The 24,579-nt window shown below is 66.6% G+C and carries 23 protein-coding genes; 13 read left to right on the top strand and 10 right to left on the bottom strand.

The window, feature by feature from the left end; genetic code table 11:
* Window positions 1-8 precede the first annotated feature (8 nt).
* Together P2T65_RS18390 and P2T65_RS18385 are read right to left on the bottom strand one after the other, a co-directional pair.
* Window positions 9-1,013 (bottom strand): ABC transporter permease, encoded by a 1,005-nt coding sequence (locus P2T65_RS18390; protein ID WP_082831614.1) that lies wholly within the window; start codon window positions 1,011-1,013, stop codon window positions 9-11.
* 70 nt (window positions 1,014-1,083) lie between these two features.
* Window positions 1,084-2,709 (bottom strand): ABC transporter substrate-binding protein, encoded by a 1,626-nt coding sequence (locus P2T65_RS18385; protein ID WP_055457941.1) that lies wholly within the window; start codon window positions 2,707-2,709, stop codon window positions 1,084-1,086.
* A gap of 247 nt (window positions 2,710-2,956) precedes the next feature.
* On the opposite strand from P2T65_RS18385, the gene P2T65_RS18380 reads away from it, so the two are divergent.
* From P2T65_RS18380 to P2T65_RS18365, 4 genes are all read left to right on the top strand, one after another.
* Window positions 2,957-3,973, top strand: a complete 1,017-nt coding sequence (locus tag P2T65_RS18380; protein ID WP_071924186.1) for an NAD-dependent epimerase — start codon at window positions 2,957-2,959, stop codon at window positions 3,971-3,973.
* Window positions 3,963-5,258, top strand: coding sequence for a nucleotide sugar dehydrogenase (locus tag P2T65_RS18375; RefSeq protein ID WP_276200446.1), 1,296 nt, complete (start codon window positions 3,963-3,965; stop codon window positions 5,256-5,258). Before P2T65_RS18380 ends, P2T65_RS18375 begins: the two co-directional genes overlap by 11 nt.
* A 112-nt stretch (window positions 5,259-5,370) precedes the next feature.
* Window positions 5,371-5,889, top strand: a complete 519-nt coding sequence (locus tag P2T65_RS18370; protein ID WP_071924185.1) for a hypothetical protein — start codon at window positions 5,371-5,373, stop codon at window positions 5,887-5,889.
* A gap of 87 nt (window positions 5,890-5,976) precedes the next feature.
* Window positions 5,977-6,660, top strand: coding sequence for an MOSC domain-containing protein (locus P2T65_RS18365; RefSeq protein WP_055457814.1), 684 nt, complete (start codon window positions 5,977-5,979; stop codon window positions 6,658-6,660).
* Here the strand turns inward: P2T65_RS18365 and P2T65_RS18360 are convergent, their stop codons facing one another.
* On the bottom strand, window positions 6,661-8,406 hold the full coding sequence (locus P2T65_RS18360; RefSeq protein ID WP_055457813.1) for a histidine kinase dimerization/phosphoacceptor domain -containing protein: 1,746 nt from the start codon (window positions 8,404-8,406) through the stop codon (window positions 6,661-6,663).
* A 134-nt stretch (window positions 8,407-8,540) separates the two neighbouring features.
* Window positions 8,541-8,819 (bottom strand): NepR family anti-sigma factor, encoded by a 279-nt coding sequence (locus P2T65_RS18355; protein ID WP_169790078.1) that lies wholly within the window; start codon window positions 8,817-8,819, stop codon window positions 8,541-8,543.
* A 195-nt stretch (window positions 8,820-9,014) separates the two neighbouring features.
* On the opposite strand from P2T65_RS18355, the gene P2T65_RS18350 reads away from it, so the two are divergent.
* Complete coding sequence (locus tag P2T65_RS18350; RefSeq protein WP_055457939.1) at window positions 9,015-9,827, top strand: response regulator; 813 nt, start codon at window positions 9,015-9,017, stop codon at window positions 9,825-9,827.
* A 54-nt stretch (window positions 9,828-9,881) separates the two neighbouring features.
* Here P2T65_RS18350 and P2T65_RS18345 read toward each other — a convergent pair whose 3' ends face one another.
* The 3 genes from P2T65_RS18345 to P2T65_RS18335 are packed head-to-tail and all read right to left on the bottom strand — an operon-like array spanning window position 9,882 to window position 10,921.
* Window positions 9,882-10,337, bottom strand: coding sequence for a hypothetical protein (locus tag P2T65_RS18345; protein WP_276200445.1), 456 nt, complete (start codon window positions 10,335-10,337; stop codon window positions 9,882-9,884).
* Window positions 10,337-10,687 (bottom strand): DUF883 family protein, encoded by a 351-nt coding sequence (locus tag P2T65_RS18340; protein WP_055457811.1) that lies wholly within the window; start codon window positions 10,685-10,687, stop codon window positions 10,337-10,339. Before P2T65_RS18340 ends, P2T65_RS18345 begins: the two co-directional genes overlap by 1 nt.
* 36 nt (window positions 10,688-10,723) lie before the next feature.
* Window positions 10,724-10,921: a CsbD family protein gene (locus P2T65_RS18335; RefSeq protein ID WP_055457938.1), complete on the bottom strand. Its 198-nt coding sequence runs from the start codon at window positions 10,919-10,921 to the stop codon at window positions 10,724-10,726.
* A 490-nt stretch (window positions 10,922-11,411) separates the two neighbouring features.
* Here P2T65_RS18335 and P2T65_RS18325 point away from each other — a divergent pair, with 490 nt between their 5' ends.
* Window positions 11,412-11,975 carry a sigma-70 family RNA polymerase sigma factor gene (locus P2T65_RS18325; protein WP_055457810.1) on the top strand — a complete coding sequence of 188 codons (564 nt, stop codon included), beginning with the start codon at window positions 11,412-11,414 and terminating at the stop codon, window positions 11,973-11,975.
* Window positions 11,976-11,981: 6 nt separating this feature from the next.
* On the opposite strand, the gene P2T65_RS18320 is transcribed toward P2T65_RS18325, so the two are convergent.
* On the bottom strand, window positions 11,982-12,884 hold the full coding sequence (locus P2T65_RS18320; RefSeq protein WP_276200444.1) for a CHAD domain-containing protein: 903 nt from the start codon (window positions 12,882-12,884) through the stop codon (window positions 11,982-11,984).
* Window positions 12,885-13,064: 180 nt separating this feature from the next.
* Here P2T65_RS18320 and P2T65_RS18315 point away from each other — a divergent pair, with 180 nt between their 5' ends.
* Together P2T65_RS18315 and P2T65_RS18310 are read left to right on the top strand one after the other, a co-directional pair.
* A complete protein-coding gene (locus tag P2T65_RS18315) occupies window positions 13,065-14,048 on the top strand; it encodes a TAXI family TRAP transporter solute-binding subunit (RefSeq protein WP_055457808.1) in 984 nt (327 codons plus the stop codon).
* Window positions 14,049-14,182: 134 nt separating this feature from the next.
* Window positions 14,183-16,354: a TRAP transporter permease gene (locus P2T65_RS18310; RefSeq protein ID WP_063187019.1), complete on the top strand. Its 2,172-nt coding sequence runs from the start codon at window positions 14,183-14,185 to the stop codon at window positions 16,352-16,354.
* Between the two features lie 10 nt (window positions 16,355-16,364).
* Here the strand turns inward: P2T65_RS18310 and P2T65_RS18305 are convergent, their stop codons facing one another.
* The gene (locus tag P2T65_RS18305; RefSeq protein WP_276200443.1) at window positions 16,365-16,829 is read right to left on the bottom strand and encodes a gamma-glutamylcyclotransferase family protein; all 465 of its coding nucleotides are present in this window, start codon (window positions 16,827-16,829) and stop codon (window positions 16,365-16,367) included.
* Window positions 16,830-16,905: 76 nt separating this feature from the next.
* On the opposite strand from P2T65_RS18305, the gene P2T65_RS18300 reads away from it, so the two are divergent.
* From P2T65_RS18300 to P2T65_RS18285, 4 genes are all read left to right on the top strand, one after another.
* Window positions 16,906-17,466 (top strand): type 1 glutamine amidotransferase domain-containing protein, encoded by a 561-nt coding sequence (locus P2T65_RS18300; protein WP_055457805.1) that lies wholly within the window; start codon window positions 16,906-16,908, stop codon window positions 17,464-17,466.
* Between the two features lie 166 nt (window positions 17,467-17,632).
* The gene (locus tag P2T65_RS18295; protein WP_276200442.1) at window positions 17,633-18,286 is read left to right on the top strand and encodes a TetR/AcrR family transcriptional regulator; all 654 of its coding nucleotides are present in this window, start codon (window positions 17,633-17,635) and stop codon (window positions 18,284-18,286) included.
* Window positions 18,283-19,371 carry an efflux RND transporter periplasmic adaptor subunit gene (locus tag P2T65_RS18290; RefSeq protein WP_055457803.1) on the top strand — a complete coding sequence of 363 codons (1,089 nt, stop codon included), beginning with the start codon at window positions 18,283-18,285 and terminating at the stop codon, window positions 19,369-19,371. Before P2T65_RS18295 ends, P2T65_RS18290 begins: the two co-directional genes overlap by 4 nt.
* Window positions 19,372-19,488: 117 nt before the next feature.
* The gene (locus P2T65_RS18285; RefSeq protein WP_055457802.1) at window positions 19,489-22,632 is read left to right on the top strand and encodes an efflux RND transporter permease subunit; all 3,144 of its coding nucleotides are present in this window, start codon (window positions 19,489-19,491) and stop codon (window positions 22,630-22,632) included.
* Between the two features lie 189 nt (window positions 22,633-22,821).
* On the opposite strand, the gene hppD is transcribed toward P2T65_RS18285, so the two are convergent.
* Window positions 22,822-23,949, bottom strand: a complete 1,128-nt coding sequence (gene hppD / locus P2T65_RS18280; protein ID WP_055457801.1) for a 4-hydroxyphenylpyruvate dioxygenase — start codon at window positions 23,947-23,949, stop codon at window positions 22,822-22,824.
* A gap of 119 nt (window positions 23,950-24,068) precedes the next feature.
* On the opposite strand from hppD, the gene P2T65_RS18275 reads away from it, so the two are divergent.
* Window positions 24,069-24,554, top strand: a complete 486-nt coding sequence (locus tag P2T65_RS18275; protein WP_055457800.1) for an Lrp/AsnC family transcriptional regulator — start codon at window positions 24,069-24,071, stop codon at window positions 24,552-24,554.
* Window positions 24,555-24,579: the final 25 nt, after the last annotated feature.

Here is a 24,579-nt window from a genome sequence, read left to right as displayed (position 1 = left end):
CGGGTCCGCTATCGGGCTCGGGTTCTGGGGTCGAGGACGCGGTAGAGCAGGTCGGACAACAGGTTGAGGCCGATGAAGACGGAGCCGACGACGATGGTGCCGCCGAGGACGGCGTTCATGTCCGCGTTCTGCAGCGAATCGGTGATGTAGAGGCCGAGGCCCGGCCAGGAGAACACCGTCTCCGTCAGCACCGAGCCTTCGAGCAGGTTGGCGTAGGACAAAGCGATGACCGTGACGAGCGGCACCAGCGCATTGCGCAGCGCGTGGCGCCAGATGACCGTTCGCTCCGACAGACCCTTCGCCCTTGCCGCCACGACATATTCCTGCCCGAGCTCCGTCAGCATGAAGGAGCGCGTCATGCGGCTGATATAGGCCATCGAGAAATAGCCGAGCAGCGACGCCGGCAGGATGAGATGGCCGAAGACGTTGCGGAATGCCTCCCACTCGCCCTGCATGGCCGTGTCGAGCAGCAAGATGCCGGTGACGGGCGTCACGGTGTATTCGTAGACCACGTCGATGCGGCCCGGCCCCTCCACCCAGCCGAGGCGGGCGTAGAAGACGAGCAGCGCCATCAGACCCAGCCAGAAGATCGGCACCGAATAGCCGACGAGACCGATGACGCGCACAATCTGGTCGAGGAAGCTGCCGCGCCGCACCGCCGCAAGGACGCCGAGCGGCACGCCGAGAAGGGCGCCGATGAGCGTGCCGAGCGTAGCGAGTTCCAGCGTCGCGGGGAAGACGCGGCGGATGTCGGTCATCACCGGGTTCGACGTCAGCACCGAGATGCCGAAATCGCCCGTCAGCGCCTTGCCGACATAGATGACGAACTGCTGGTAGAGCGGCAGGTTGAGGCCGAGTTCCTCGCGCACGCGCTCGACGACGTGCGAGGGCGCCCGGTCGCCGACGATGGCGAGCACCGGATCGACGGGAATGACGCGGCCGATGAAGAAGGTGACGGCGAGGAGGCCGAGATAGGTCAGCGCGACGACGACGAGAAAGCGCGCGACGGCCATGGCCGTGGAACGCAGGCGGGCGCGTCTGCGCCCGCCCGCTCCGGCGGAACCCGCGAGTGCCATGCGGGCCTCAGTTCTTGGAAACCCTGAAGACGTAGGTCGAATCGGAGGTGGAGCCGAGGACGAAACCTTCGACATTCTTCCGCACGCCCGCGGTCTCGACCATCTGGTAGATGATGACGAAGGGGCTCGTCTTCAGCAGGTCGCGCTGCAACTCGGTGTACATCGCCACGCGCTTGGCCGGGTCACGCTCGAGCACGGCGGCATCAGCCTTCTTGGTCAGTTCCGGAATATCCCAGGCGTTGCGCCAGGCAAGCGGCTTGGAGGCCGCATTGTCGGAATTGTCCGGGTTGCGCGCGAAGGTGTCTGCGTTGGTGTGGGGGTCCCAGTAGTCGGCGCCCCACTGGCCGATGTAGATGTCGTGATTGCGGGCGCGGTACTTGGTCAGCGTCTGCTTGCCGTCGCCGGGGATGATCTCGAGTTTGATGCCGGCCTGGGCAAAGGTACGTTGGACGGCCTCGGCAATGCCGGCGACCGGCTGCGTCTGACGTACGTCCATGGTGACGGAGAAGCCGTCCTTCAGTCCCGCCTTCTCCAGCAATTCCTTGGCCTTGGCGATGTCGAGCTTGTAGGGCTTCTCGTCGATGGCGCCGAGCAGACCCATGGGCAGGAAGGTCTGATGGATGGTGCCGATGCCCTTGATCAGCGTCGCGCCTATGGCGTCGTAATCGACCAGCCACTTCATCGCCTCGCGTACCTCGGGCTTGGCGAGGGTCGGGTTCTTCTGGTTGAGGCTGAAGTAGTAGATCGTGCCCTTGGGCCGGTTGGTGATGGCGATGTCGGCGTTCTTCTCCACCGCCGCCAGATCTTCCGGGCTCAGGTTGCGGGCGATGTCCACGTCGCCCTTCTCCAGCAGGAGACGCTGGGTCGCGCTTTCCTTCACGTGGCGATAGATGACGCGCGGCAGCTTGGCCTTCTCGCCGTAGTAGTTGTCGTTGCGCTCGAGCGCCAGGATCTCGTTGGCGCGCCAGTCGCGGATCTTCATCGGGCCGGAGCCGGCATAGTTCGTCTTGAGCCAGGCGTAGCCGAGGTCGCCGTCCTTCTCGTGCTCGAGCACGAGCTTCTTGTCGACGATGGCGGCGACGTTGGCGGTGAGACAATTGAGGACGAAGGTTGGCGCATAGGCCTTGTCGGTCTCGATCACGACGGTGAGGTCGTCGATCTTCTTCACTTTTTCCGCGACATTGTCCTTCGTCAGGCCAAACTGGGTGAGGATGAAGGCCGGCGACAGGTCAAGCTTGACTGCGCGCTGCAGCGAGAAGGCGACGTCGTCTGCCGTCAGCGGGTTGCCGGAGGCGAACCTGAGGCCGGGCTTCAGCTTGAAGGTATAGGTCTTGCCGTCTTCCGAGACCGTCCAGCTTTCGGCGACGTCGCCGTAGAGCTTGGAGGGATCGGCCACATCGAAGCGCACCAGCCGGTCATAAGTGTTGCCCATGATCTCGCCGGCGCTGATCTCGAAGGATTCGGCGGGGTCGAGCGTGATGATGTCGTCGATCGCCCAGGCGAGGACGAGCGTATCCTTCGGGGTCGCTGCGAGGACGACAGGGCTCGTGGAGGCAATGAGGACAGCCGCGGTGGCGCCCAGAAGGCCACGGCGGGTGAAGCCGCGAGCGAAGAGATTTTTCACGGCGATCATGGGCGTGTGGATGGGCGTTCGGGTCATGGACATGGATTGTTCCCCCATTTTGCGCCATACGAGGGCATGACGAGGGACGGGCGTCAAGAGCGTGCGATGGGCAATCCCGGGTGGAGAAAGGGCACAGGTGCCCATGCGGGAGGCAGTCCTTGAGGGGCATGTCCGCGAGGCTGTGCAAAGGCCGCGCCAGCGGTTATGAAGCGCTGTCCGCCGCTGCGGCGGCGGACGAGCTGGACGGGCCAGGCACATGACCATTCTCGTCACCGGCGCTGCCGGCTTCATCGGATACCACACGGCCGAGGCGCTTCTGGCGCGCGGCGAATCCGTGGTCGGCCTCGACATTGTGAACGACTACTACGACCCGGCCCTGAAAGAGGCGCGCCTCGCGCGGCTCGCCAGCCGCGCCGGTTTCGCCGAGGTGCGGGTTGATGTCGCCGATCGGTCGGGGCTCGAGGCGGTCTTTGCCCGCCATCGGCCACGCGGGGTCATTCACCTCGCGGCGCAGGCGGGGGTGCGCTATTCGGTCGAGAACCCGCATGCCTATGCCGGCAGCAATCTCCTCGGCTTTCTCAACATCCTCGAATGCTCGCGGCAGGGGCGCATCGAGCACCTGGTCTATGCCTCGACGAGTTCCGTCTATGGCGCCAACGCCGCCCTGCCATTCTCGGAGCGGCACGGCGTCGGCCATCCGATGAGCCTCTATGCCGCCACCAAACGCGCCAACGAGGTGATGGCGCATTCCTATGCGCATCTCTACGGGCTGGCATGCACCGGGCTGCGCTTCTTCACGGTCTACGGCCCTTGGGGGCGGCCGGACATGGCGCTGTTCAAGTTCACGCGCGCCATCCTCTCGGGTGAGGCCATCGACGTCTATAACAACGGCGACATGCGCCGCGACTTCACTTTTGTCGACGACATTGTTGAGGGCGTGGTGCGCGTGTTCGACCGGCCGGCGCGGCCCGATTCCGCCTGGAACCCGGCGTCGGAACACCCCGATCCCGGCACGAGCGGCGTTGCCCCCTTCCGCATCTACAATATCGGCCGCGGCAGCCCCGTGCCGCTGATGGACTTCGTCCGCGTCCTCGAGGCCAAGCTCGGACGCAGGGCCGTCTGCAATATGCTGCCGATGCAGCCCGGCGACGTGGCTGCCACCTTCGCCGACACGAGCGCCCTCGCGCGCGACACCGGCTATGCGCCCTCGACCTCGGTCGAGACCGGTGTCGGCCGCTTCGTCGACTGGTACCGGGAGTATTATGGTGTCTGACAGGCCGGACCGGGTCATTTCGGTCGTCGGTCTCGGCTATGTCGGCCTGCCGGTGGCCTGCGCCTTCGCCGCGGGCGGCTATCGCGTCATCGCCTTCGACATCGACGCGGGCCGGATCGCGGAACTGAAGGATGGCATCGACCGGACGGGCGAGGTCGAGCCGCAGGAACTGGCGGCGCCGTTGCTCCACCTGACGGGCGATGCCCAGGCGCTGCGCGAGGCAGACTTCCACATCGTCACTGTGCCGACGCCGATCACCCGCCAGCGCCTGCCCGACCTCGGACCGCTCCTCGCCGCCTCGCGCACTGTGGGGCGCGTGCTGAAGCGGGGCGACATCGTCGTTTACGAATCGACCGTCTATCCCGGCGCGACGGAGGAGGACTGCGTGCCGGTGCTGGAGGCCGAGAGCGGCCTTATCTTCGGTCGCGACTTCACGGTCGGCTATTCGCCGGAGCGCATCAACCCCGGCGACGACGCCCATCGGTTCGCCACGATTACCAAGGTCGTCTCCGGCTCGGATCCGGCGACGCGGGCGACGGTCGCGGCCGTGTATGGCGCGGTGGTGCGGGCCGGCATCCACGAGGCGCCGTCCATCAAGGTGGCGGAGGCGGCAAAGGTCATCGAGAACACCCAGCGCGATCTCAATATCGCGCTGATGAACGAGCTTGCCCTTATCTTCGACCGGGTGGGCATCGCCACGAGCGACGTGCTCGACGCGGCCGCGACGAAATGGAACTTCCAGCGCTTCTCGCCGGGCCTCGTCGGCGGCCATTGCATCGGGGTCGATCCCTACTACCTCACCGCCAAGGCCGAGGCGCTCGGCTACCACCCGCAGATGATCCTCGCCGGGCGGCGCATCAACGATGCGATGGGGCATTTCATCGGCGAGAAGCTGGTGAAGCTGCTTCTGGCGCGCGGGCGCGACCTGCACACGGCGCGCGTCGCCATCCTCGGCCTCACCTTCAAGGAGAACGTGCCGGACCTGCGCAACAGCCGCGTGCCGGACATCATCGCCGAACTCGGCGAATACGGCATCCGCCCGCTGGTGCACGATGCCCTGGCGGAAGCGCGCGAGGCCGAGCGCGCCTATGGCGTCGCCCTCGCCGACTGGGGGGCCCTCGACGCGCTCGACGCGGTGGTGCTCGCCGTCCCGCACGGCGCCTATGTCGCGGATGAGGGCGCCCGCATCGCCTCGATGCTGGCGCCGGGCGCTGTCGTGATCGACGTGCGCTCGGCGATCAAGCCGGGGCGCCTGCCGAAGGACGTCCTGCACTGGCGCCTGTGAGGAGGGGCGCAGCCTCCATTCACGCGCGCTTGTCATATTCCAGCCCTATTGCCCTTTCCGTGGCGGGGCGGCAAGAACGACGCCGGCTGATGCCAGAACTCGGGGGGCGGGGATGAAGTGGGCAGCAATCGCGCTGACGCTCGCGGCAAGCGTCGTGGTCGCCGGATGCAAGACGACGGAAGAGGCCAGCAAGGCACTGCGAGGCAAGTGGATCGGCCAGACCGCTGACGCCTTCTTCGTGGAAAACGGCCCGCCGCTGTCGCGCTACGAGCTTGACGGCGGCGGGGCCATCTACACCTGGCGCGGCGGCGAGACGAGCTACGTGCAGCCGGCGCGAGTGCAGACGCAAGGGCCTTCGCAGCCGCTCAACCGTTCCGAGCGCACGGTTACAACCGTGTCCAATCCGGCGCCGGGCACCACCGTCACGCGCACAAAGACCACGTCGACATCCTTCGGTGCCATGATGCCGACTGCCGTCATCGTCGAGCCGGCGCGGCGCGTCGACCTATTCTGCGAAGCGCAGATCGCGACCGATGCACAGGGCGTCATCACCTCGGTGCGCATCAACCGGGATACGGATGGGGCTGGCTTCTCCTTCTCGCGCTGCGCCGAGTTGTTCGGCGACGAATAGCGCCCGGGTCAGGCGGCGACGCCGTGGCGCATGCCGGCCTCGCCGGCGTGCCGCTAGAACGTCGACCAACGAGGAGACACCGGGCCCATGGTTACGATTGAAGCTGTCTTTGCCGGCAAGGCGGTACCCTATGCGCGCGAGGGCATTCTGAGCGCCATCGACAAGCGGCGCCTCGAGGCGCCGGTCGAGATCCTCGCGGAAGGGCTCACCGGCGACGAGCAAGGCGACCGCAAGAACCACGGCGGGCCGGACAAGGCGGTGCACCATTATCCGGCCGAACACTATGAAGCCTGGGCGAAAGAGGGCATCGATATGTCGTCGTTCCTGCCCGACCGGGCGGCCTTCGGCGAGAACTTCCGCACGCGGGGACTCGCCGAAGCGCATGTATGCATCGATGACATCTTCCGGGCCGGCACGGCGCTCGTCCAGGTCTCGCAGGCGCGGCAACCCTGCTGGAAGCTGAACCACCGCTTCGGCCGCAAGGACATGGCGCGGCGCGTGCAGGAGAGCGGCCGCACCGGGTGGTACTACCGGGTGCTGGAGCCGGGGATGGTCGCGTCGGGCGACCGGATGGTCCTCCTCGAGCGGCCGCAGCCGCAATGGCCGGTGTCGCGCGTGCTCCACGTCCTCTATGTCGACATGCTCGACCGCGAGGCTCTGGCGGAACTCGCCCGTCTGCCGCATCTGCCGGCCTCGTGGAAGGCACTGGCGGTGCGGCGGCTGGAGCGCGGGATCGTGGAGGACTGGTCGCGGCGGCTTGGCGAGGGCTGATCAAGCGGGGGCCGGCCCCGGCGCTGGCATGGCGAGTTCGATGCTGCGCTCGCTGGCGCAGGTGGTGTCGAGGGGCCGCGCGGCGAGTTGGCGCACATAAGCGCGTGTCAGGCGCTCGCGCAGCGGATTGAGCGAGCCGACCGCCTCGTCGTCGGCGAAGCGGCAGCTCAGCACGAGCCCGCTCTCCCGACGCACCGCCGTGAGTTCGACGGCCCTGTGGGCGCGCTGCGCCTCGTCCAGATAGGCCGGCAGCAGTGCTGCGAGATAGAGGCCGATGCCGATGGCACGGTCGAGATCAACCGTGACGTCGCGGGCGGCAACCTCGATCCTCACCTGCTCGGCAGGCAGCGCCGCGGAGCGGCGCAGGCCGTCCACCACGTCCTCCAGCAGCTCGGTGAGCGGGGCGTCGGTGATGTCACCGAGCGCGTAGCAGACGCGATAGGCGACGGCCATGGCCTGCACGTGATCCTCGATGAACCGGATGTCGTCGCGCCGCTCCGCGGGCAGCGCCTGCTTGTGCAGGCTGAGCAGGCTGACGATGACCTGGAAGTTGTTCTTGACCCGGTGATGAAGCTCGCGCAACAGCTGCGACTTCTCCTCGGCTACCGTCTCCAGCGCCTCGGCATGCTGGGCGATGTTCTCGGCCATGTTGTCGAAGGCCTCGCCGAGCTCGGCGAGCTCGCTCGGCGCGTGCACGAGCCGCACGGCCCGGACGGAGAAGCGGCCGCTGCCGTAGACCCGCGTCAGGCGCTTGAGGTAGTGCAGCCAGCGCAACACCAGCCGGTCGACGGCGAAGACGATGCCTATCGTCGCGCCCAACAGCATGATGACGGGCGGCATGATGGCGCCCCACAGCTGGCGCTGCTCGTTGCTGAAGAAGGCTGCCGACGGATACCCGGTGAGGACCGTCACTCCCGTCCGCGACGAGCGGGTTGCGAAATAGCGATAGCCATCGCCGCCGCGACTCTCGTCCATGAAGGCATGCGATCCGCTGCCGAACTGCTGGGCGGAGATCCCCCCACGCGGTAGCCAATCGGCCGGGATATTCTCGGTCCGGTACTCGGCGACGAGGCGGTCCGACGGTGAAAGGACGATCGAGCCGTGCTCCTGTGACACCCGCGCCGACCGCAGAGCAATCTCGAAGATGACGTGCGACACGGAGAAGATCGCGACCGTATCGCGGTTGCTTCTGGCGGTGATTGCACTTGCCAGCAGCACCGGGCCGCCGCTGACCGGGCTGTCGAGAACGGCGGTGAGCCCTTGCGCGAGTTGGGTGGACAGTCGCTCCCGGGTCGTCGTGCCGGCGCGGGCAACGAGGGCATCACGATCGAAGCCGTAGGCGCAGCGCAATGTGTCACCAGTAAAGACGGCAACCGCCGTCAGCTCCGGGTAGGAGCCGAGGACCGGGGCGGCGGCGGCGCTGCAACTGTCGGCTGCAGCGCCGGTCTTTGCGAGCTGCGATTCGAGCTCTGCCGCTGCAAGCTGTGCCTCCCGCAGCACCTCGTCGATCTGTGCTGCGACATAGGCGTTGGCCTGGGTGGCGGCATCGATCCGCTCCTGCCGCAGCTGGCGGTTCTGTGCCACCGTCCAGCCGAGAGCGATCAGCGCGGCCGGAAGAAGCACGAGCGCGAGTGCCGCCACGAGGCGGCCGCGCAGGCTGCGGCTGAGACTGTTGACGCCTTCTATCGCCTGGACCTTGCGGTCCTCGTTGGGACTGCCGGTGCCGGCATTGCGAAGGATCGTCATGGCTCGCCGGTCCACTGACCCATGGAGCGCGACCGGTGCACTGGGCGCATGCGCGATCCTAAGGGCACGGACGGCGACCGTTCATGCCAACACGCTTCCATCATCAGGGAAACCGCCAGCAAATCGATCGATCCTCATTGCTTTTCCTCGCCCTCGTCCGGTTCGTCCGCACGTGGGAGGGGGGCGCCCGTTCTGGCGTCGAGTTCCGCCAGCAGCTTCATGAAGCGATCAGGCACCTCCTGCCTCAAGACATCGTCGTAGACGGCACGCAACTGCTGGCCGATCTGAACCTGGACATCCTTGTCGAGGGCCGGACGACTGCGGGGGGCCCTGCCCCCAATTGGAGGCGCGCTCGACGCCGGTTCCTGCTGCCGTTGGGAGCGCCCACCGCTTGCGGCCTTGTCTTCGCCCATATGCCTGCTCGTGTTCCGTCTGCGACTTCCGCCTCTCCATCGATAATGGGCGGAGTTTTAAATTGTTCCTGACCCAACGGAACTTTTTTGAATGGACTCCGTTTGGTCATGATGGTGCTGTCGCCGCGCCAGTGGCGGGGCGGCCCCCACCGCGATGGCGGTGTGCAGACGACGACAACGAAACAGAGGTTGTTCATGTCCCTCGCTCAAGCGATTGCTCCCCATCTACCCTACCTGCGCCGTTTCGCGCGTGTGCTCGCGGGCAGCCAGAGCGGAGGCGATGCCTATGCCGTCGCGACATTGGAGGCGATTCTGGCCGATCCGGCGGCGCTCGACCGGCAGATCGACCTGCGTGTCGCGCTCTATCGCGTTTTCCTCACCGTTTGGCAGTCTGCCCAGCCTGACAAGGCGCCTGCCGCCACCGGTACGGAGGCGCAGGATGAAGGCTTCACGCGCCTTGAGCAGTTGACTCCGCGCCCGCGGGTCGCCTTTCTCCTCGCGGCGGTGGAGGGGTTCCCGACTGCGCATGTAGCCCAGGCCCTCAATTGCAGTGAGGACGAGGCGGCTGCGCTTCTCGCCGAGGCTGGCAAGGAACTCTCGGAACAGCTTGCGACCGACATTCTCATCATTGAGGATGAGCCCATCATCGCCATGGATCTCGAGACGCTGGTCGAAAGCCTCGGCCATCGGGTCATCGACGTGGCGCGGACGCATAGCGAGGCCCTCGAAGCCGTGAAGCGGCATCGGCCGGGCCTGGTGCTCGCCGATATCCAGCTTGCCGACGGTTCGTCCGGCCTCGATGCGGTCAACGACATCCTGGCCGAGGCCGAAATGCCGGTGATCTTCATCACGGCCTATCCGGAGCGACTGCTGACCGGCGCGCGGCCCGAGCCGACCTTCCTCGTCACAAAGCCTTTCAGCCCCGATGCCGTGAAGGCGGTCATCAGTCAGGCGCTGTTCTTCGAGCGGCGCTCGCATCAGGCAGGGCCGGTCGCAGCGGCGAGCTGATCGTGCCGCTGCCGCGCCTCCGCTGAGGGGCGCGGCAGGGGGCCTTCCTAACGGCTATTTCTTCTGAGCCGATCGTCCGGGAGGTTCCAGCAGGCGCCCAGAGACGAAGCCAGCGATCAGCGCGATGAGTATCAGCTGCTTGCCGTCGAGTGATCGGGCGAGTTCGCGCCCCGCCGCCAGGGCGGAGGCTTCGAGCGCCTCGTGCCGCGGCAAGCCCGTCGTCGCGGCCGTTCCGGCTGCGATAGCGCGCGGCCGAGCGCGGCCGGCACGCATCACCAGGAGAAGGATCGTGGCCGCGAGAACGAAGGCCCCGGCGATGATCAGCGGAGCGGCGATGGGCCCATAGAGCGGTTCAAGCCACCGATGTGCGGCGATCGCGGCGAAGACGAGTCCGATGCCGAGTGAGATGGCGGCCAGCAGGCCCAGAACGATGCCGCGCACGATGCGTGCCGCACCCTTCTGCACCTGCTGGCGGACCGCGCCGGTGACGAGCGAGAGCACCCCACCCATCACCGCCGGCTCATCATGCCGAGGATGAGACCGATGCCGCCGGCGATCAGCACCGCCGTGAGCGGATTGCGCTCGATGCTGCGCTCGATCTCAGAGCCGACGGACCGCACCCGTCGCTCGGCGTCGGCGGCCGCATCGCGCGTGGCCCGGGCGAGGTCCTCGGCCGTCGCCGTGAAGCGGTCCATCGTCTCGCCGGCTGCCGTGCGCACGCGCTCGCCGGTTTCCTCAAGTTCGCGCTGAAGGAGATTGGAGATCGCCTCGGTCAGACGGCCGATGTCGCCTTTGAGGGCATCGATCTCCCGTCGCAACTCACTCGCCTCGGCGGACCCGTCATCGGTCTTGGTGGCCATCCTCTCCTCCTCGCTTTTGACATGCGCGACGGCGTCTCAGTGCCGGTTCAGCCAGGTCTCGACCTCGCGCTCGGCCTGTTCCTTGGCATAACCGTAGCGCTCCTGGAGGCGGCCGACGAGTTCCGTCCGCTTGCCCTCGATGACGTCGAGGTCGTCATCGGTGAGCTTGCCCCACTGCTGCTGAGCCATGCCTTTGAACTTTTTCCAGTTACCTTCGATCTGATCCCAGTTCATCTCCATCTCCATTGCAAGGAATTCTGAAAGGTCGCATTGCCGTGCCGGCTTTGCCTGGAAAGAACGTCCATGCAGCAGCGATGGTTCCGTCCGCACATCGTCGCCGATCGGTCGGAACTTCTCGTCCGGAGCCACGTTGGTGGATGGAGAAGCACAGGACTGTATGATGATCGTGACAGCGTTTATGGAGACCTTGTTATGTCCATGACGAGCGACGGAAGAGCCGGAGACGGCCGCAACCGACGCCGTGATGCTGCCGTCGGCGGCGGGCCAGCCGTTCGGATGCGCGAGACGGATGGCGGATCCCTCATGGTCGGCGAAAAGAACGGTGCAGCTATTGCGCCGTTCCCGGCCGTGCAACTGGCTGCGCCGCTGCCGGAGCACCTGACGCGGTGCCTCAGAGCCATGTACGACGATGTTCTCGACGAGCCGGTGCCGGATCGCTTCCGTCAACTCCTCGAAGAGCTCGATCGTCAGCAGGGGGCAGCCGATGCAGCCGACTGAGAAGACCAAGCAGGATCTGCTGAAGGCCATCCCGAGCCTGCGAGCTTTCGCTATGTCGCTCGCCGGCAATCCGGATCGTGCAGATGATCTCGTTCAGGAAGCGCTCATCCGTGCCTGGGCCAATTTGGGTTCCTTCACTGAGGGTACCAACATGGTCGCCTGGCTCTATACGATCCTGCGCAACGCCTTCTATTCAGAATATCGCAAGCGCAGCCGCGAGGTCGAGGATGTCGACGGCCGTGCCGCCGCAGCACAGGCCATGCCGCCCTCGCAGCTCGACCACATGAACATGTGTGACTTCCGTACTGCCCTGATGACCCTGCCTGCCGACCAACGCGAGGCGCTCGTGCTCGTAGGGGCCGCGGGCATGTCCTACGAGGAAGCGGCGGAGATCTGCGGCTGCGCGCTCGGTACCATCAAGAGCCGCATCAACCGGGCGCGCACGCGCCTTGCCCAGATGCTCTCCGTCGAGAACGGCGCCGATTTCAGCGCCGATCCCGAATGGCAGGCGGTCCTGGAGCAGCCGGCTCCCGCGGCACGCGCCGGCTGAGCGCGCTCAGCCGGCCTTTTTGCCGAAGGTGGCCTTCAAGGCCCTGGCGAGGCGTCGGCTGTCGCCGTCGAACAGCCTGTCCGCGGCACGGGCGATCTTCTTCTCCAGCCGCCGCTGCTCGCTGCAGACGAGGGAGTCGATGGCGGCGAATTCCGCCCCATCGACGAGGCCGGCGCGCGCGATGGTCTGGCGGGCGTCATGGAGGTCGTGGTGGCGACCGAGGAGATCGCGCAGGTCCTGCATGCGCTTGCGCCGCGTCTCGGTGAGCCGGCCCGCGGCCGCGAGAAAACCGAGATGGTAGCGATGGCGCACGACCCAGCGCCGCGCGGCATGCAGTTCCTCCGCGTCGCCGCTGGCGAGGCCCTTCGCGAGGCGCTGCCGCGCGCGGCGCACGGTGCGCTTCGCGCCCTTGATGAGGTGCGGCCACGCGTCCGGCAGCGGCCAATTGTCGACGCCCGCGGCCAGTCGGAGCAAGATCTCGGCCACCTGTGCCGCGCGCCGGTGGCCGAGGGCCTCGGCTTCGGCGATGGTGGCATATTCGTCGGCCCACCGGCACAGTCGGGCCAGCAGGGCAGCGGCCGTGCCTCTGGCGCGGGGTACCAGGTCGCCGAGGGTTCCGGCAAGGACGCGCGCCTCACGTGCGCCCGCGAGCAGTGCTGCGCTGTCGCGCAGCTGCGTGTCGATATCGCCGAGTTGCCCGCATGCCGGGTCGGCGAGGCGCAAAAGCGCTCTCAGTGCCTTGATGCCTTTCCGCGTCTCATGGGCGGCCGGCGCCGGCATCGTGTCGAATGTGTCGAGCGCGCGGGACATGTCGGCGAGGAGGGCACGCGCGAGCTGTCGCAAGGCCTCGTCGGCGGGCAAAGAGGGGTCGAGCGCGTGTTCCGCGATGGTCGGCGGACGTGCATCCATGGCGTTATTCGCGGCATCATCAAGCCTGCTGTCAACGGCAAGGTGCGCCCGGGCGGCGAATAGGATCGTGGAGCACGTCGCGGGGCAGCTTTCAAATCCGCAGCTTCCTGATCTAAGCTCGTGAAAGCGCCGTCATCGGCGGCCGCGGGCGTGTGCCCGCATCTCGGGAGGCAATCGATCATGCAGAAACTGTTCTCGCGCCGCGATGTCGCGCGGCTCGGTCTGGGGCTCGGCGCGGCTGCGCTCATGGGGCGCGCAGCCTTCGCACAGGGGCCGGCCTTCTTCCGCATCGGCACGGGCGGCACGGCGGGCACCTACTATCCCGTTGGCGGCCTCATCGCCAACGCGGTCTCCAATCCGCCCAATCTCATCGTGACGGCGCAGGCGGCCAACGGCTCCGTCGCCAATGTCAACGGCATCGCCTCCGGCGCCATCGAATCCGGCTTCAGCCAGGCGGACGTCGCCTACTGGGCCTATACGGGCACGGGCCTGTTCGAGGGCAAGGGCAAGGTCGACGTGCTGCGGCTCATTGCCAACCTCTATCCGGAGAGCATCCACCTCGTCGTCTCCAAGGCCGCCAACATCAAGTCGGTCGCCGACCTCAAGGGCAAGCGCGTGTCGCTTGACGAGCCGGGCTCGGGCACCCTTGTCGATGCCAAGATCATCCTCGGCGGCTGGGGCCTGACCGAGAAGGACGTGGCGGCGGACTATCTGAAGCCGAACCAGGCAGCCGAGAAGATGCGCGACGGCGGCATGGACGCTTTTTTCTTCGTCGGCGGCTATCCGACGAGCGCCATCGCGGAACTCGCGGCGACCAGTTCCACCGGCATCGACATCGTGCCGATCGACGGCGAAGGCGCGGCCAAGATCATGAACGAATACAAGTTCTTCGCGGCCGACGAGATTCCGGCCGACACCTACAAGGGCGTCGGTGCCGTCAAGACGCTCGCCGTCGGCGCCCAGTGGGTGACCTCCTCGAAGGTGCCGGATGATGTCGTCTACGAGATCGTCAAGGCGCTGTGGAGTGACAAGACCCGCCAGGCGCTCGACGCCGGCCACGCGAAGGGCAAGCTCATCCGCAAGGAGACGGCGCTCGCCGGCGCGGGCATCCCGGTCCATCCGGGCGCCGAGAAGTTCTACAAGGAAGCCGGCCTCTTGAAGTAAGAGCCTGGAGAGGCAGTAGGCAATCGGCCGTCGGCAGTCGGGATCCCGGCCGCCGAGGCGCGATTGCCTGCTGCCAAGCCTTTGGGGCAGACAGCCCCGACGACTGCCGACTGCCCATTGCCGTGTCCCTGACAATGACCAATGCAAATCTTCACACGGTGACCGAGAGCCGGTCGCTCGAGGAGAAGTTCGATCCGGAGATGCGCTTCCGCCCGCTCCAGCCGGGCGTGGCGTGGCTGGTCGCGGGGCTGCTCTTCGCGCTGTCGTCATTCCATTACTACACGGCCGGCTTCGGCCTCCTGCGCGAGACGACGCATCGCGGCATCCACATGGCCTTCGTCGTCGGCCTCATCTTTCTCGTCTTTGCCGCCCGCAAGGTCGACCAGGACAGGCTCGCGCCCTCGCGCTGGTGGCGTCCCGGCGGCATCCCGCTTCTCGACTGGATCCTGGCCGTCGCCGCCGTCGCTGCCAGCCTCTACGTGCCGTGGATCTTCAGCGAACTCGCCTTCCGAGTCGGCAACCCGACGCCGACCGACGTCCTCATGGGCACGCTGATGATCGTCACGCTCATCGAGGCGACCCGGCGTGGCGTTGGCTGGCCCCTGCCGATCATCGCGACGGGCCTCATGGTCTATGCCTATTTCGGCCCCTCCATGCCGGGCATCTTCCAGCATCCGGGTGCCTCCTGGTCCAACATCGTCAACCACCTTTACCTGACGAGCCAAGGCATCTACGGCATCCCGCTCGGCGTCGTGGCGACCTATGTCTTCCACTACGTCCTGTTCGGGGTGCTGGCGACGCGCATCGGCCTCGGCAAGCTGTTCATCGATCTCGCCTCCTGCGTCGCCGGGCGCTTTGCCGGCGGGCCGGCGAAGATCTCGATCTTCGGATCGGCGCTCTTCGGCATGATCTCTGGCTCGTCTATCGCCAACACGGTGACGGTGGGCTCGCTCACCATTCCGGCCATGATCCGGCTCGGCTATCCGCGCCACTTCGCGGCGGCGGTGGAATCGACTGCGTCGACCGGCGGGCAGATCACGCCGCCGATCATGGGGGCTGCGGCCTTCCTCATGGTCGAGTTCCTCGGCATCGCCTATACCAGCGTCATCCTCGCCGCCGCCGTGCCTGCCTTCATGCATTTCTACGGCGTCTTCGCGCAGGTACATTTCGAGGCGAAGAAGGCCGGCCTGCGCGGCCTGACCGCGGCCGAACTGCCGAATCCGCTCAAGGTGCTGCGGGAGGGTTGGCAGACGCTGATGCCGCTCGCCGCGCTGCTCACGATCCTCTTCTCGGGCTATACACCCTATCTCGCCGCGTTCTGGGGCATCACCGCCTGCATGATCGTCGGCCTCGCGCGCGTGCCGGCGATCACCGTCGGCTATTTCGTGGCGCTCGCGATGGCGGTGGCCTTCGGCGTCGTCACGCAGCTCTGGTTCTCGGTGCCGATGGTGCTCTTCGCCATCGGACTCGGCGTCGTTGGCTGGCTGCGCGACGATCGGCACAAGGCGCTCGTCATCGACGTCGCCGACGGCTTCGTGGTGGGCGCCAAATATGCCATATCGGTGGGAGCCGCTGCCGCGACCGTCGGCATCATCATCGGCATCGTCACGCTGACGGGTGTCGGCTTCAAGATCTCTTACATCGTCACGAGCCTTGCGGCGCAGATAGGCCAAGGGGTACTCTCGGTCGTACCAGGCGAACTCCTGAGCGACAAGGGGCTCACGCTCTTCTTCACCCTCGTGCTGACCGCCATCGTCTGCATCCTGCTCGGCTGCGGCGTGCCGACGACGGCCAACTACATCATCATGGTGACGGTGGCGGCACCGACGCTCGCGCTCTTCGGCATCGAACCCGTGGTGGCCCACTTCTTCGTCTTCTACTACGGGGTACTGGCGGATGTGACGCCGCCCGTTGCCCTTGCGGCCTATGCTGGCGCCAGCATGGCGGGCGCCGACCCGTTCCGCACGGGCAACACGGCCTTTCGGCTCGCACTCGGCAAGGTGCTGGTGCCCTTCGTCTTTGTCTATGGCCCGGCTATGCTCATCGTTACACAGGGCTTCAACTGGCCGGACTTCCTGACGACGACGGCGGGCTGCCTCATCGGCATCACGCTGCTCTCAGCGGCCTTCGCCGGCTATGGCCTTGCCCCGCTCGCCGGCTGGGAGCGGTGGCTCATCGGCATCGCGGCGCTGCCAACCGTGGCGCCGGGGCTGACGAGCTCGCTCGCCGGCGTCGCCCTCGCGAGCCCGGTCGTCCTGCGCCAGATCCTTGCCATGCGGCGCGCGGCGGCGCCCGGCCTCGGCTGAGGCCGGCAGGTCAGGCCTTGACGTAGACCCAGGCCTCGCGGCCGGAGGCGAGGCGCACGAGGATGCGCCGGTAGTCCGCCACCTCGTAGGCGTCGGCGGCCGCCAGCTCGGCCTCGGTGATGGCGAAGACCTTGCCGGGGACTCGGTCGGCCGGGTCACCGGTGGGCGCGACGATGGGGTGGAAGCGGCTGCCGCTGGTGCGGACGACCTCCGGATCGGTGATCTCGACGAAGGATTGCCGGTATCCCGGCATGGCATCGTCGCTGCCGTCGAGCAGCCGGCCGAAGGAGGCGAGCTGCACGTTCTCCTGCTGCAGGGTGCCGTAGGAGAACAGGAGAACGGTGCGGCTGTCGCTCATCGGGTCGCCCTTCAGTCGAAAATCGCGGGGCCGATACGTTAGCGCCTCGCGCCCCGCCGGCCAGTGGGTGTCGCCGCGGCAGGCTGCGACATCGTCGCGCGGGTTCCTGCGGCGCATCTCGCCCTTCGCCGCGGAACGAAGGTGGCCGCGCTTCGTTCGAAGACTGTCCCCGACAACGAAAGGGAGAAGACAGATGCAGGATATTTCCGGCAAGCGCGTCGCAATTCTCGCAACGAACGGCTTCGAGCAGTCGGAGCTCGAGGTGCCGCGCGACAAGCTGCGCCAGGCGGGTGCCGAGGTTCACGTGGTTTCGCTTAAGGCCGGCGAGATCAAGGGGTGGGACAAGAGCGACTGGGGCCGCCCGGTGCCGGTCGACAAGACCCTCGAGGAGGTCCGGCCGCAGGACTACGACGCGCTGGTGCTGCCCGGCGGGCAGATCAACCCCGACCTGCTGCGCGTCGAAACGAAGGCGCTCGCCTTCATCAGGAGCTTCTGGACCGACAAGAAGGTGATCGGTGCCATCTGCCATGCGCCGTGGCTGCTGATCGAGGCCGGCGTCATCCGCGATCGTCGCGTCACATCCTACAAGTCCATCAAGACCGACGTGATCAATGCCGGCGGCAAGTGGGAGGACAGCGAAGTGGTCACGGACCAGGGCCTCGTCACCAGCCGCAATCCCGGCGACCTCGACGCCTTCTGCGGCAAGCTCGCGGAGGAGATCCGCGAGGGCCGGCACGAGCGCCGCGCTGCGTGACCGCCGTGACCCGGACCGCACACGGGAAAGCGCCCCTCAGAGGGCGCTTTTTCCATTTCGGAGCGGACAACGTGCCGCCGCTACCATCCCGGAAGCGTCCATCAGCTTGACAGGGGCCCGGTCCCGATTCATAGGAGAATGAATGTTCATTCTCATCGGGTGAGTGTTGGGTAGCGACCTATGGGAGCGTTCGGCCGAGGGCGAGGGCAGCGCTGACAGGCGCTCGCGTATCCTCGATGCGGCCGAGCGGTGTTTCGTCCGCAGCGGCTTTCATCGCACGACGATGCAGGACGTTGCCGCCGAGGCAGGCATGAGTGCGGGCAATCTCTACCGGTACTTCCGCTCAAAGGGCGCGATCGTCGCGGGCCTGACGGAGCGGGACCGGGCGGAGATGGCCTCCGACCTGTCCGTCATCGGTGCGGGGGACGATTTCATCGCCGCCTTCCGTGAACTGGGGCGCAAGCACTTCGAGGACGAGCCGCGCGAAAGGGCGGTTCTGTGCCTCGAGATCTGGGCGGAGGCCACCCGCAACCACGAGGTGGCCGCAACGGCGCGGGAGTTCGAGCACGACCTCATCACGCGCCTGACCGACCTGATCGCCGCGGCGCAGGCAAATGGCTCGGTCTCGACGCAAAGCGAGGCGCGTGACATTGCGGTGCTGATCGCAACGCTTGCCGATGGGCTGTTCGTACGCCGGGCTCTCCTGCCGGATTTCGACGCCGAGCGGGAGGTCCGTCATGTTCTCACAATCCTTGGTGCCTTGTTGAAGGGACACATTTGTCTGTCACAAGGCGGTTGCGGCGCGGAGGCGTCCTCATGAAGGCCAGTCGAGTTCTTGCCGGCGTCATCCTGATCAGCGCCGTCGCGTGGATCGGATCGGGCGTGTTCGGCCGCGACGGCGAGCAGACCGCGGCGCTTGCACCGCAGGTCGAGAAGCAGGCGTCGGCGCTCTTTCGCGTCGCGGTGCTGCCGGCGACGGTGGAGGACCATGCGCGGCGCGTCGTCCTGTCCGGCCGGACCGAGGCGGACCGGCGCGTCAATGTGACGGCCCGCGCCGATGGCACCATCGATCAGCTCAACGTGCGACGCGGCGCGCGCGTCAAGACCGGCGACGTCCTCGCCGTCATTTCCGACGAGGCACGCGAGGCTCTAGTGGCGCAAGCCAAGGCCAAGCTCGAGCAGCGTCGCGTCGAGCTTAGGGCGCGGCTTACTTTGATCGAGCAGGGCAATCTCGCCCCGTTGCAGAAGCCGCAACTCGAGGCAGAGCTGCGTGCGGCCGAGGCCTCGCTTGCCCAGGCCGAGACGGAGCTCAGCAAGAACCAGGTGCGTGCCCCCATCGACGGCATCGTCATCGAGGTGCCGGTGGAGGCCGGCCAGCCGCTGCAGGTCGGCGCCAAGGTGGCCGAGATCATCAGCCTCGATCCCATGCTTGCCGTGGTCGAGATTGCCGAGCGCCAGCTCGGCGGCATCACGGTTGGCGATACGGCGAAGGTCAAGACGGTGAACGGCGTCGAGGCCACCGGGCGCGTGCGCTTCATCTCGGCGGCAGCAAGTCAGCAGACCCGGACCTACCGCGTCGACATCGAGCTTGCCAATGCCGATGGGCGGCTGCCCGACGGCGTGACCTGCGAGGTGGTGCTGGAGCTCGCGCCCCAGCCGGCCGCGCATGTGCCGCGCTCGGCGCTGACCTTCTCGGCCGAGGGGCGGCTTGGGGTGCGCGTCGTCGGCGCTGGCGATGAGGTGGCCTTCGTGCCCGTCACGATCATCGAGGACGGGCTTGAGAAGGTGTGGCTCGGCGGCCTTCAGACCGGCCAGCGCGTCATTGTCCAGGGGCAGGATTTCGTCAAGGAAGGCCAGCGCGTGGCGCCCGTCGAGGCGCCAGCGGCAATGGTCAGCAAGGGCTGAGGCCCGCGCGACTGCCTGTATCCGGCCCGCCGGCTGGCGTTTCGGGGCCATCATGCATCTTCAATGGCCGGACGGCGCGAGCGGCCGTTCCGCCTGTAACGTTCGGGGACCGGGTCCATGGCCAATCCTGTCGATTATGCCATCTCCCACGCCAGGCTGACGCTTGCGACGCTGGCGTTCCTGCTCATCGCCGGCTTTTCAGCCTATCTGTCCATCCCGAAGGAAGCGGAGCCGGACGTCAAGGTCCCGATCATCTATGTCAGCGTCACCCAGCGCGGCATCAGCCCGCAGGATGCGGAGCGGCTCATCCTGCGGCCGCTCGAGACGCAGCTCAAGTCGGTGTCGCACGTCAAGGAGATGCGGGCGGCGTCCTACGAGGGCGGCGGCTACGTGCTGGTCGAGTTCGAGGCGGGTTTCGATTCCAATGCGGCGCTCGCCGACGTGCGTGCCAAGGTAGACGACGCCAAGAGCGACCTGCCGCGTGAGGCGGACGAGCCGAAGGTGCAGGAGGTCAATCTCTCGCTCTTTCCGGTGCTCGTGGTGGCGCTCGGAGGCAATGTGCCGGAGCGGACACTGCTGCAGCTCGCACGTCAGGCCGAGACAGCGATCGAGCAACTGCCGGGCGTGCTCTCGGCCGACCTGCGCGGCGCGCGGGACGAAGTGGTTGAAATCATCGCCGAGCCGATGCTGATGAAGAGCTACGGCATCTCGCTCGACGCGCTGGTACAATCGTTTTCCGCCGGCAATAGCCTCGTTGCTGCGGGCGCCATCGAGAGCGCGTCGGGGCGCTTCGCGGTGAAGGTGCCTTCGCTCATTGAACGGCCGGAGGATGTGCTGAAGTTCCCGGTGGCGGCGACGCCATCTGCCGTCGTCACGCTCGGCGACGTCGCCGAGGTGCGGCCGACTTTCAAGGATGCGACATCGATCACGCGCATCAACGGCAAGCCGGCCATGACGCTCGAGATCGTCAAGCGCACCGGCGCCAACCTCATCGAGACGGTGGATGCCGTCAAGCAGACGATGGCGAATCTGCAGAAGACCTGGCCGTCGACCGTGGAAGTGGCGTTCACGCAGGACAAGTCGAAAGACATCCGTACGATGCTGCACGAGCTGCAGAACAGTGTCATCACGGCCGTGCTGCTCGTCGTCATCATCATGCTCTTTGTGCTCGGCGGCCGTGCGTCGATCTTCATCGGCATCGCCATTCCGGCTTCGTTCCTCGCCGGCATCCTCGGCCTGCAGCTCGCGGGGCTGACGGTCAATATCGTCGTCCTGTTCTCGCTCATCCTCGCCGTCGGCATGCTGGTCGACGATGCGATCATCGTCTCGGAATTCGCAGAGCGGCGCATGGCCGAAGGGATGCCGGCGAAGGCGGCCTATTCGCTCGCCGCCAAGCGCATGGCCGGGCCGGTGATCGCCGCCACGGCGACGCGCGTCGCCGCCTTCTCGCCGCTGATGTTCTGGCCCGGCATCGTCGGGGAGTTCATGAAATTCCTTCCACTGACGCTGATCGCCACGCTCTCGGCGTCGCTTGCGGTCGCCCTGTTCTTCACCCCGACTCTCGGCGCCATCATGGGCCGGGCCACCGAGATCAAGGACGAGCGTGCGGCGGAAAGGGGCTTCTACATGCGCACCGTGCGCGTTGCCCTGAAACATCCCCTCGCGACGCTCGGGCTCGCGGTGCTGCTGCTGGTCGGCGTCATCCAGGCCTATGGGCGCTTCGGCAACGGCGTGGAGTTCTTCCCGGAGGTGGAGCCGGACTATGCTCTGGTGCAGGTGCGCGCGCGCGGCAATCTCTCCATCGCCGAGAAGGACAGGCTCGTGCGGCAGGTGGAGGAGACGCTGCTCGGCATGAAGGAGCTGGAGACCGTCTATGCGCGCGCCGGCGAAGGCCAGCGCGGCTCCGACGAGGTGACCGAGGACACGGTCGGTACCATCCAGTTCGAATTCGTAGATTGGCGCGAGCGGCGGCCGGCTTCCGTCATCATGGAGGAGATCCGCCAGAAAACCGCGGACATTCCGGGCGTTATCATCGAGGTGACGAAGCCCGCAGCCGGTCCGCCGACGGGCAAGCCCATCACGCTGCAGATCACCTCTCTCGATCCCGAGAAGCTGTTCCCCACCGCCGTGCGGGTGGCCGACATGCTGCGTGCCATGCCGGACACGCGCGACGTGGACGACGGGCTGCCGCTGCCGGGCATCGACTGGCGGCTCGACGTGGACAAGGCCGAAGCCGCCAAGTACGGCGCCAATCCCTCCTCCGTCGGTACGGCCGTGCAGCTTGTCACGAACGGCGTGAAGATCGCGGAATACCGGCCCGACAACACCGACAAGTCGGTCGACATCCTCGTGCGCTTTCCGGAAGACCGACGCAGCATCGACCAGCTCGACGACCTCCGGATGAACACGCCTTCGGGCTATGTCCCGATCGGCAATTTCGTCACGCGCACGCCGGACCAGAAGGTCGGCCTCATCAATCGCGTCAATGCCCAGCGCGTCGTGACGGTGACGGCCAACGTCGCCGAGGGAGTGCAGACCGCCCAGGTTCAGCAGGCGGTGATGGAGGCGCTCGCCAGGGAGAATTTCGGCGACGGCATCTCCTTCAAGATGAAGGGTGAGGACGAGGAGCGCGAGAAGGCCGGCGCCTTCCTGATGAAGGCCTTCGGCGCGGCGTTGTTCCTGATCTTCGCCATCCTGCTCGCGCAGTTCAACAAGTTCACCAGCGTCCTCCTGGTGCTGACGGCCGTCATCCTGTCGACCATCGGGGTGCTCGTCGGCCTCATGATTATGGGCCAGGCCTTCGGCGTGGTGATGACCGGCATCGGCGTCATTGCCAATGCAGGCGTCATCGTGAACAACAACATCGTGCTGATCGACACCTACGACCGGTTGAGGCGCGAAGGCTGGACGGCCTATGACGCCATCATCGAGACCTGCCGCGAGCGTGCCCGGCCGGTGGTGCTGACAGCGGTGACGGCGGTGCTCGGTGTTGCGGCGATCGCCTTCGGGGTCAACATCGACTTCGTGACGCGCGACGTCTTTGTCGGGGCGCCGTCGACGCAGTGGTGGGTGCACCTGTCGACGGCCATTGTCTTCGGCCTCGGCTTTGCAACGATCCTGACGCTCATCGTCACGCCGGCCGCCCTCATGGCCATCGCCAATCTCGCCGCCTGGCGCGACGCGCGCCGCGCCCGCCGGCGCGAGCGTAAGGCCGGACCGGCCGGTGGCGGCTCTGCGGCGGGTGCGACGCCGGCGGAATAGCCGAGACGGAGCGCGGGGCCGATCGGGCAAGGCGATGGCCGACAGGACCCCTCTCGTGTCGACGGTCTTGAGTCACAGCGTCATGCCCGCGCTCGTCGCGGGCATCCACGCCTGCGAGGTCGTGCAGCTTCAAGAGCGTGGATGGCCGGGACAAGCCCGGCCATGACGCTGGAAGCGTGGTTTTCGATATTATTCCGCCGCGTCCGGCACCTTCAGTACGCCGCGGCGGATCTGGTCTTCCTCGATCGATTCGAAGAGGGCGCGGAAGTTGCCCTCGCCGAAGCCTTCGTCGCCCTTGCGCTCGATGAACTCGAAGAAGATCGGCCCGAGCACTGTGCCGGAGAAGATCTGCAGGAGCACGCGCGTCATGCTGCCACCGCGCGCGCCAACCTTCACCGCGCCCTCGCCGTCGATGAGGATGCCGTCCTTCTTCAGCCGCTCCACGTCCTCGCCGTGGCCAGGCACACGCGCGTCCACCTTCTCATAATAGGTGGCGGGCGGTGAGGGCATGAAGGGCAGGCCGTTTGCCCTCAGGCGCTCGACGCTCTCGTAGATGTCGCGGCAGCCGCACGCGATGTGCTGGATGCCCTCGCCCTTGTAATCCTTCAAATATTCCTCGATCTGACTCTTGTCATCGACGGATTCGTTGATCGGGATGCGGATCTTGCCGCATGGGCTGGTGATGGCACGGCTGATGAGGCCGGTCAGCTTGCCCTCGATGTTGAAGAAGCGAATCTCCTTGAAGTTGAAAAGCTTCTCGTAGAAGCTCGCCCACACGTCCATGCGCCCGCGGTGCACGTTGTGGGTGAGATGGTCGATGTAATAGAGCCCGACGCCCGCGGGCTTCTTTTCGGAACTTGGCAACCGCTCGAAATCGGCCATCCAGTCGTCGCCCTTGTTGGAGACGAAATAGATGACCGAGCCGCCGATGCCTTCGATCGCCGGTGCATCGAGCGCGAGCGGTCCGCGGTCCTCGCGTACGGGCTTGGCATTGAGCGAGAGCGCGCGGTCGCGTGCAAAGGCGGGATCGACCATGCGCCAGCCCATGCCGACAGCGCAGGGGCCGTGCTCGGCTTTGAAGGCCGCAGCATAGCTTGCCGGTTCGTCATTGGCGAGATAGCAGACGTCGCCCTGGCGCCATAGCGTCACCGCCCGGCTCTTGTGCCGGGCGACAGGGGCAAAGCCCATCTTCTTGAAGAGATCGGCGAGCCTCTCAGGCTCGGGATGGGCAAACTCGACGAAGGCGAAGCCGTCGGTGCCCATGGGATTGGAAGCATCGATGACGGCCGGTCCGGCGTCATGCGGGAAGGGTCCCATGCTGTTGTCTCCTCTCTGGCTATGGAAGACAGAATGACGCATGATCGGCGCAAGGTGCTTGCAAACGGCGGCATCGAGGTCGGCAATGATGCTAGTTTGGTGCATGAAACGGAGGATGGATGCAGGAAGCGATCGCGCTCGACGGGTTTGACTGGCGTCTCCTCCACGCGTTGCAGGGCGATGCCTCGCTGACCAATGCGGGGCTCGCCGAGCGCGTCGGCCTGTCGGCCTCGCAGGTATCGCGGCGGCGCCAGAAGCTGGAGGAGGCCGGGATCATCCGCGGCTACCGGGTCGATCTCGACGGGCGCCGGCTCGGCCTCGGCGTCACCGTTTTCGTCCACGTGACGCTCAATACCCATTCGCGCGACAATGCGCGGCGCTTCCGGGACCTGGTGCGCCGGACACCAAGCGTGCTCGAGGGCCATGCCCTGACCGGCGAGGCTGATTATCTCATCAAGCTCGCAGTCGCGGACCTTGGCGAGCTGTCGCTCGTCATCAACGACGTCCTGTTGCCGGATCCGAGCGTCGCTCGTGTGCGCTCGGAAATCGTGCTCGAGACACTGAAGGAGGCGGCCGGACTGCCGCTCCCGGGCCCGCCGACGTGAGGCGGCGGAAGCCGGCTGTCCCGCC

The organism is Chelatococcus sp. XZ-Ab1 (assembly GCF_029309855.1).
Classification (GTDB): domain Bacteria; phylum Pseudomonadota; class Alphaproteobacteria; order Rhizobiales; family Beijerinckiaceae; genus Chelatococcus_A; species Chelatococcus_A sambhunathii.
This window is presented reverse-complemented; position numbering and strand designations above follow the sequence as displayed.

What these genes read in the sequence shown, in the direction of transcription:
- P2T65_RS18390 (WP_082831614.1), bottom strand. Translation starts at nt 1,013, where the DNA reads ATGGCCGTCGCGCGCTTTCTCGTCGTCGTCGCGCTGACCTATCTCGGC.
- P2T65_RS18385 (WP_055457941.1), bottom strand. Translation starts at nt 2,709, where the DNA reads ATGATCGCCGTGAAAAATCTCTTCGCTCGCGGCTTCACCCGCCGTGGC.
- P2T65_RS18380 (WP_071924186.1), top strand. Translation starts at nt 2,957, where the DNA reads ATGACCATTCTCGTCACCGGCGCTGCCGGCTTCATCGGATACCACACG.
- P2T65_RS18375 (WP_276200446.1), top strand. Translation starts at nt 3,963, where the DNA reads ATGGTGTCTGACAGGCCGGACCGGGTCATTTCGGTCGTCGGTCTCGGC.
- P2T65_RS18370 (WP_071924185.1), top strand. Translation starts at nt 5,371, where the DNA reads ATGAAGTGGGCAGCAATCGCGCTGACGCTCGCGGCAAGCGTCGTGGTC.
- P2T65_RS18365 (WP_055457814.1), top strand. Translation starts at nt 5,977, where the DNA reads ATGGTTACGATTGAAGCTGTCTTTGCCGGCAAGGCGGTACCCTATGCG.
- P2T65_RS18360 (WP_055457813.1), bottom strand. Translation starts at nt 8,406, where the DNA reads ATGACGATCCTTCGCAATGCCGGCACCGGCAGTCCCAACGAGGACCGC.
- P2T65_RS18355 (WP_169790078.1), bottom strand. Translation starts at nt 8,819, where the DNA reads ATGGGCGAAGACAAGGCCGCAAGCGGTGGGCGCTCCCAACGGCAGCAG.
- P2T65_RS18350 (WP_055457939.1), top strand. Translation starts at nt 9,015, where the DNA reads ATGTCCCTCGCTCAAGCGATTGCTCCCCATCTACCCTACCTGCGCCGT.
- P2T65_RS18345 (WP_276200445.1), bottom strand. Translation starts at nt 10,337, where the DNA reads ATGGGTGGGGTGCTCTCGCTCGTCACCGGCGCGGTCCGCCAGCAGGTG.
- P2T65_RS18340 (WP_055457811.1), bottom strand. Translation starts at nt 10,687, where the DNA reads ATGGCCACCAAGACCGATGACGGGTCCGCCGAGGCGAGTGAGTTGCGA.
- P2T65_RS18335 (WP_055457938.1), bottom strand. Translation starts at nt 10,921, where the DNA reads ATGAACTGGGATCAGATCGAAGGTAACTGGAAAAAGTTCAAAGGCATG.
- P2T65_RS18325 (WP_055457810.1), top strand. Translation starts at nt 11,412, where the DNA reads ATGCAGCCGACTGAGAAGACCAAGCAGGATCTGCTGAAGGCCATCCCG.
- P2T65_RS18320 (WP_276200444.1), bottom strand. Translation starts at nt 12,884, where the DNA reads ATGGATGCACGTCCGCCGACCATCGCGGAACACGCGCTCGACCCCTCT.
- P2T65_RS18315 (WP_055457808.1), top strand. Translation starts at nt 13,065, where the DNA reads ATGCAGAAACTGTTCTCGCGCCGCGATGTCGCGCGGCTCGGTCTGGGG.
- P2T65_RS18310 (WP_063187019.1), top strand. Translation starts at nt 14,183, where the DNA reads ATGACCAATGCAAATCTTCACACGGTGACCGAGAGCCGGTCGCTCGAG.
- P2T65_RS18305 (WP_276200443.1), bottom strand. Translation starts at nt 16,829, where the DNA reads ATGCGCCGCAGGAACCCGCGCGACGATGTCGCAGCCTGCCGCGGCGAC.
- P2T65_RS18300 (WP_055457805.1), top strand. Translation starts at nt 16,906, where the DNA reads ATGCAGGATATTTCCGGCAAGCGCGTCGCAATTCTCGCAACGAACGGC.
- P2T65_RS18290 (WP_055457803.1), top strand. Translation starts at nt 18,283, where the DNA reads ATGAAGGCCAGTCGAGTTCTTGCCGGCGTCATCCTGATCAGCGCCGTC.
- P2T65_RS18285 (WP_055457802.1), top strand. Translation starts at nt 19,489, where the DNA reads ATGGCCAATCCTGTCGATTATGCCATCTCCCACGCCAGGCTGACGCTT.
- hppD (WP_055457801.1), bottom strand. Translation starts at nt 23,949, where the DNA reads ATGGGACCCTTCCCGCATGACGCCGGACCGGCCGTCATCGATGCTTCC.
- P2T65_RS18275 (WP_055457800.1), top strand. Translation starts at nt 24,069, where the DNA reads ATGCAGGAAGCGATCGCGCTCGACGGGTTTGACTGGCGTCTCCTCCAC.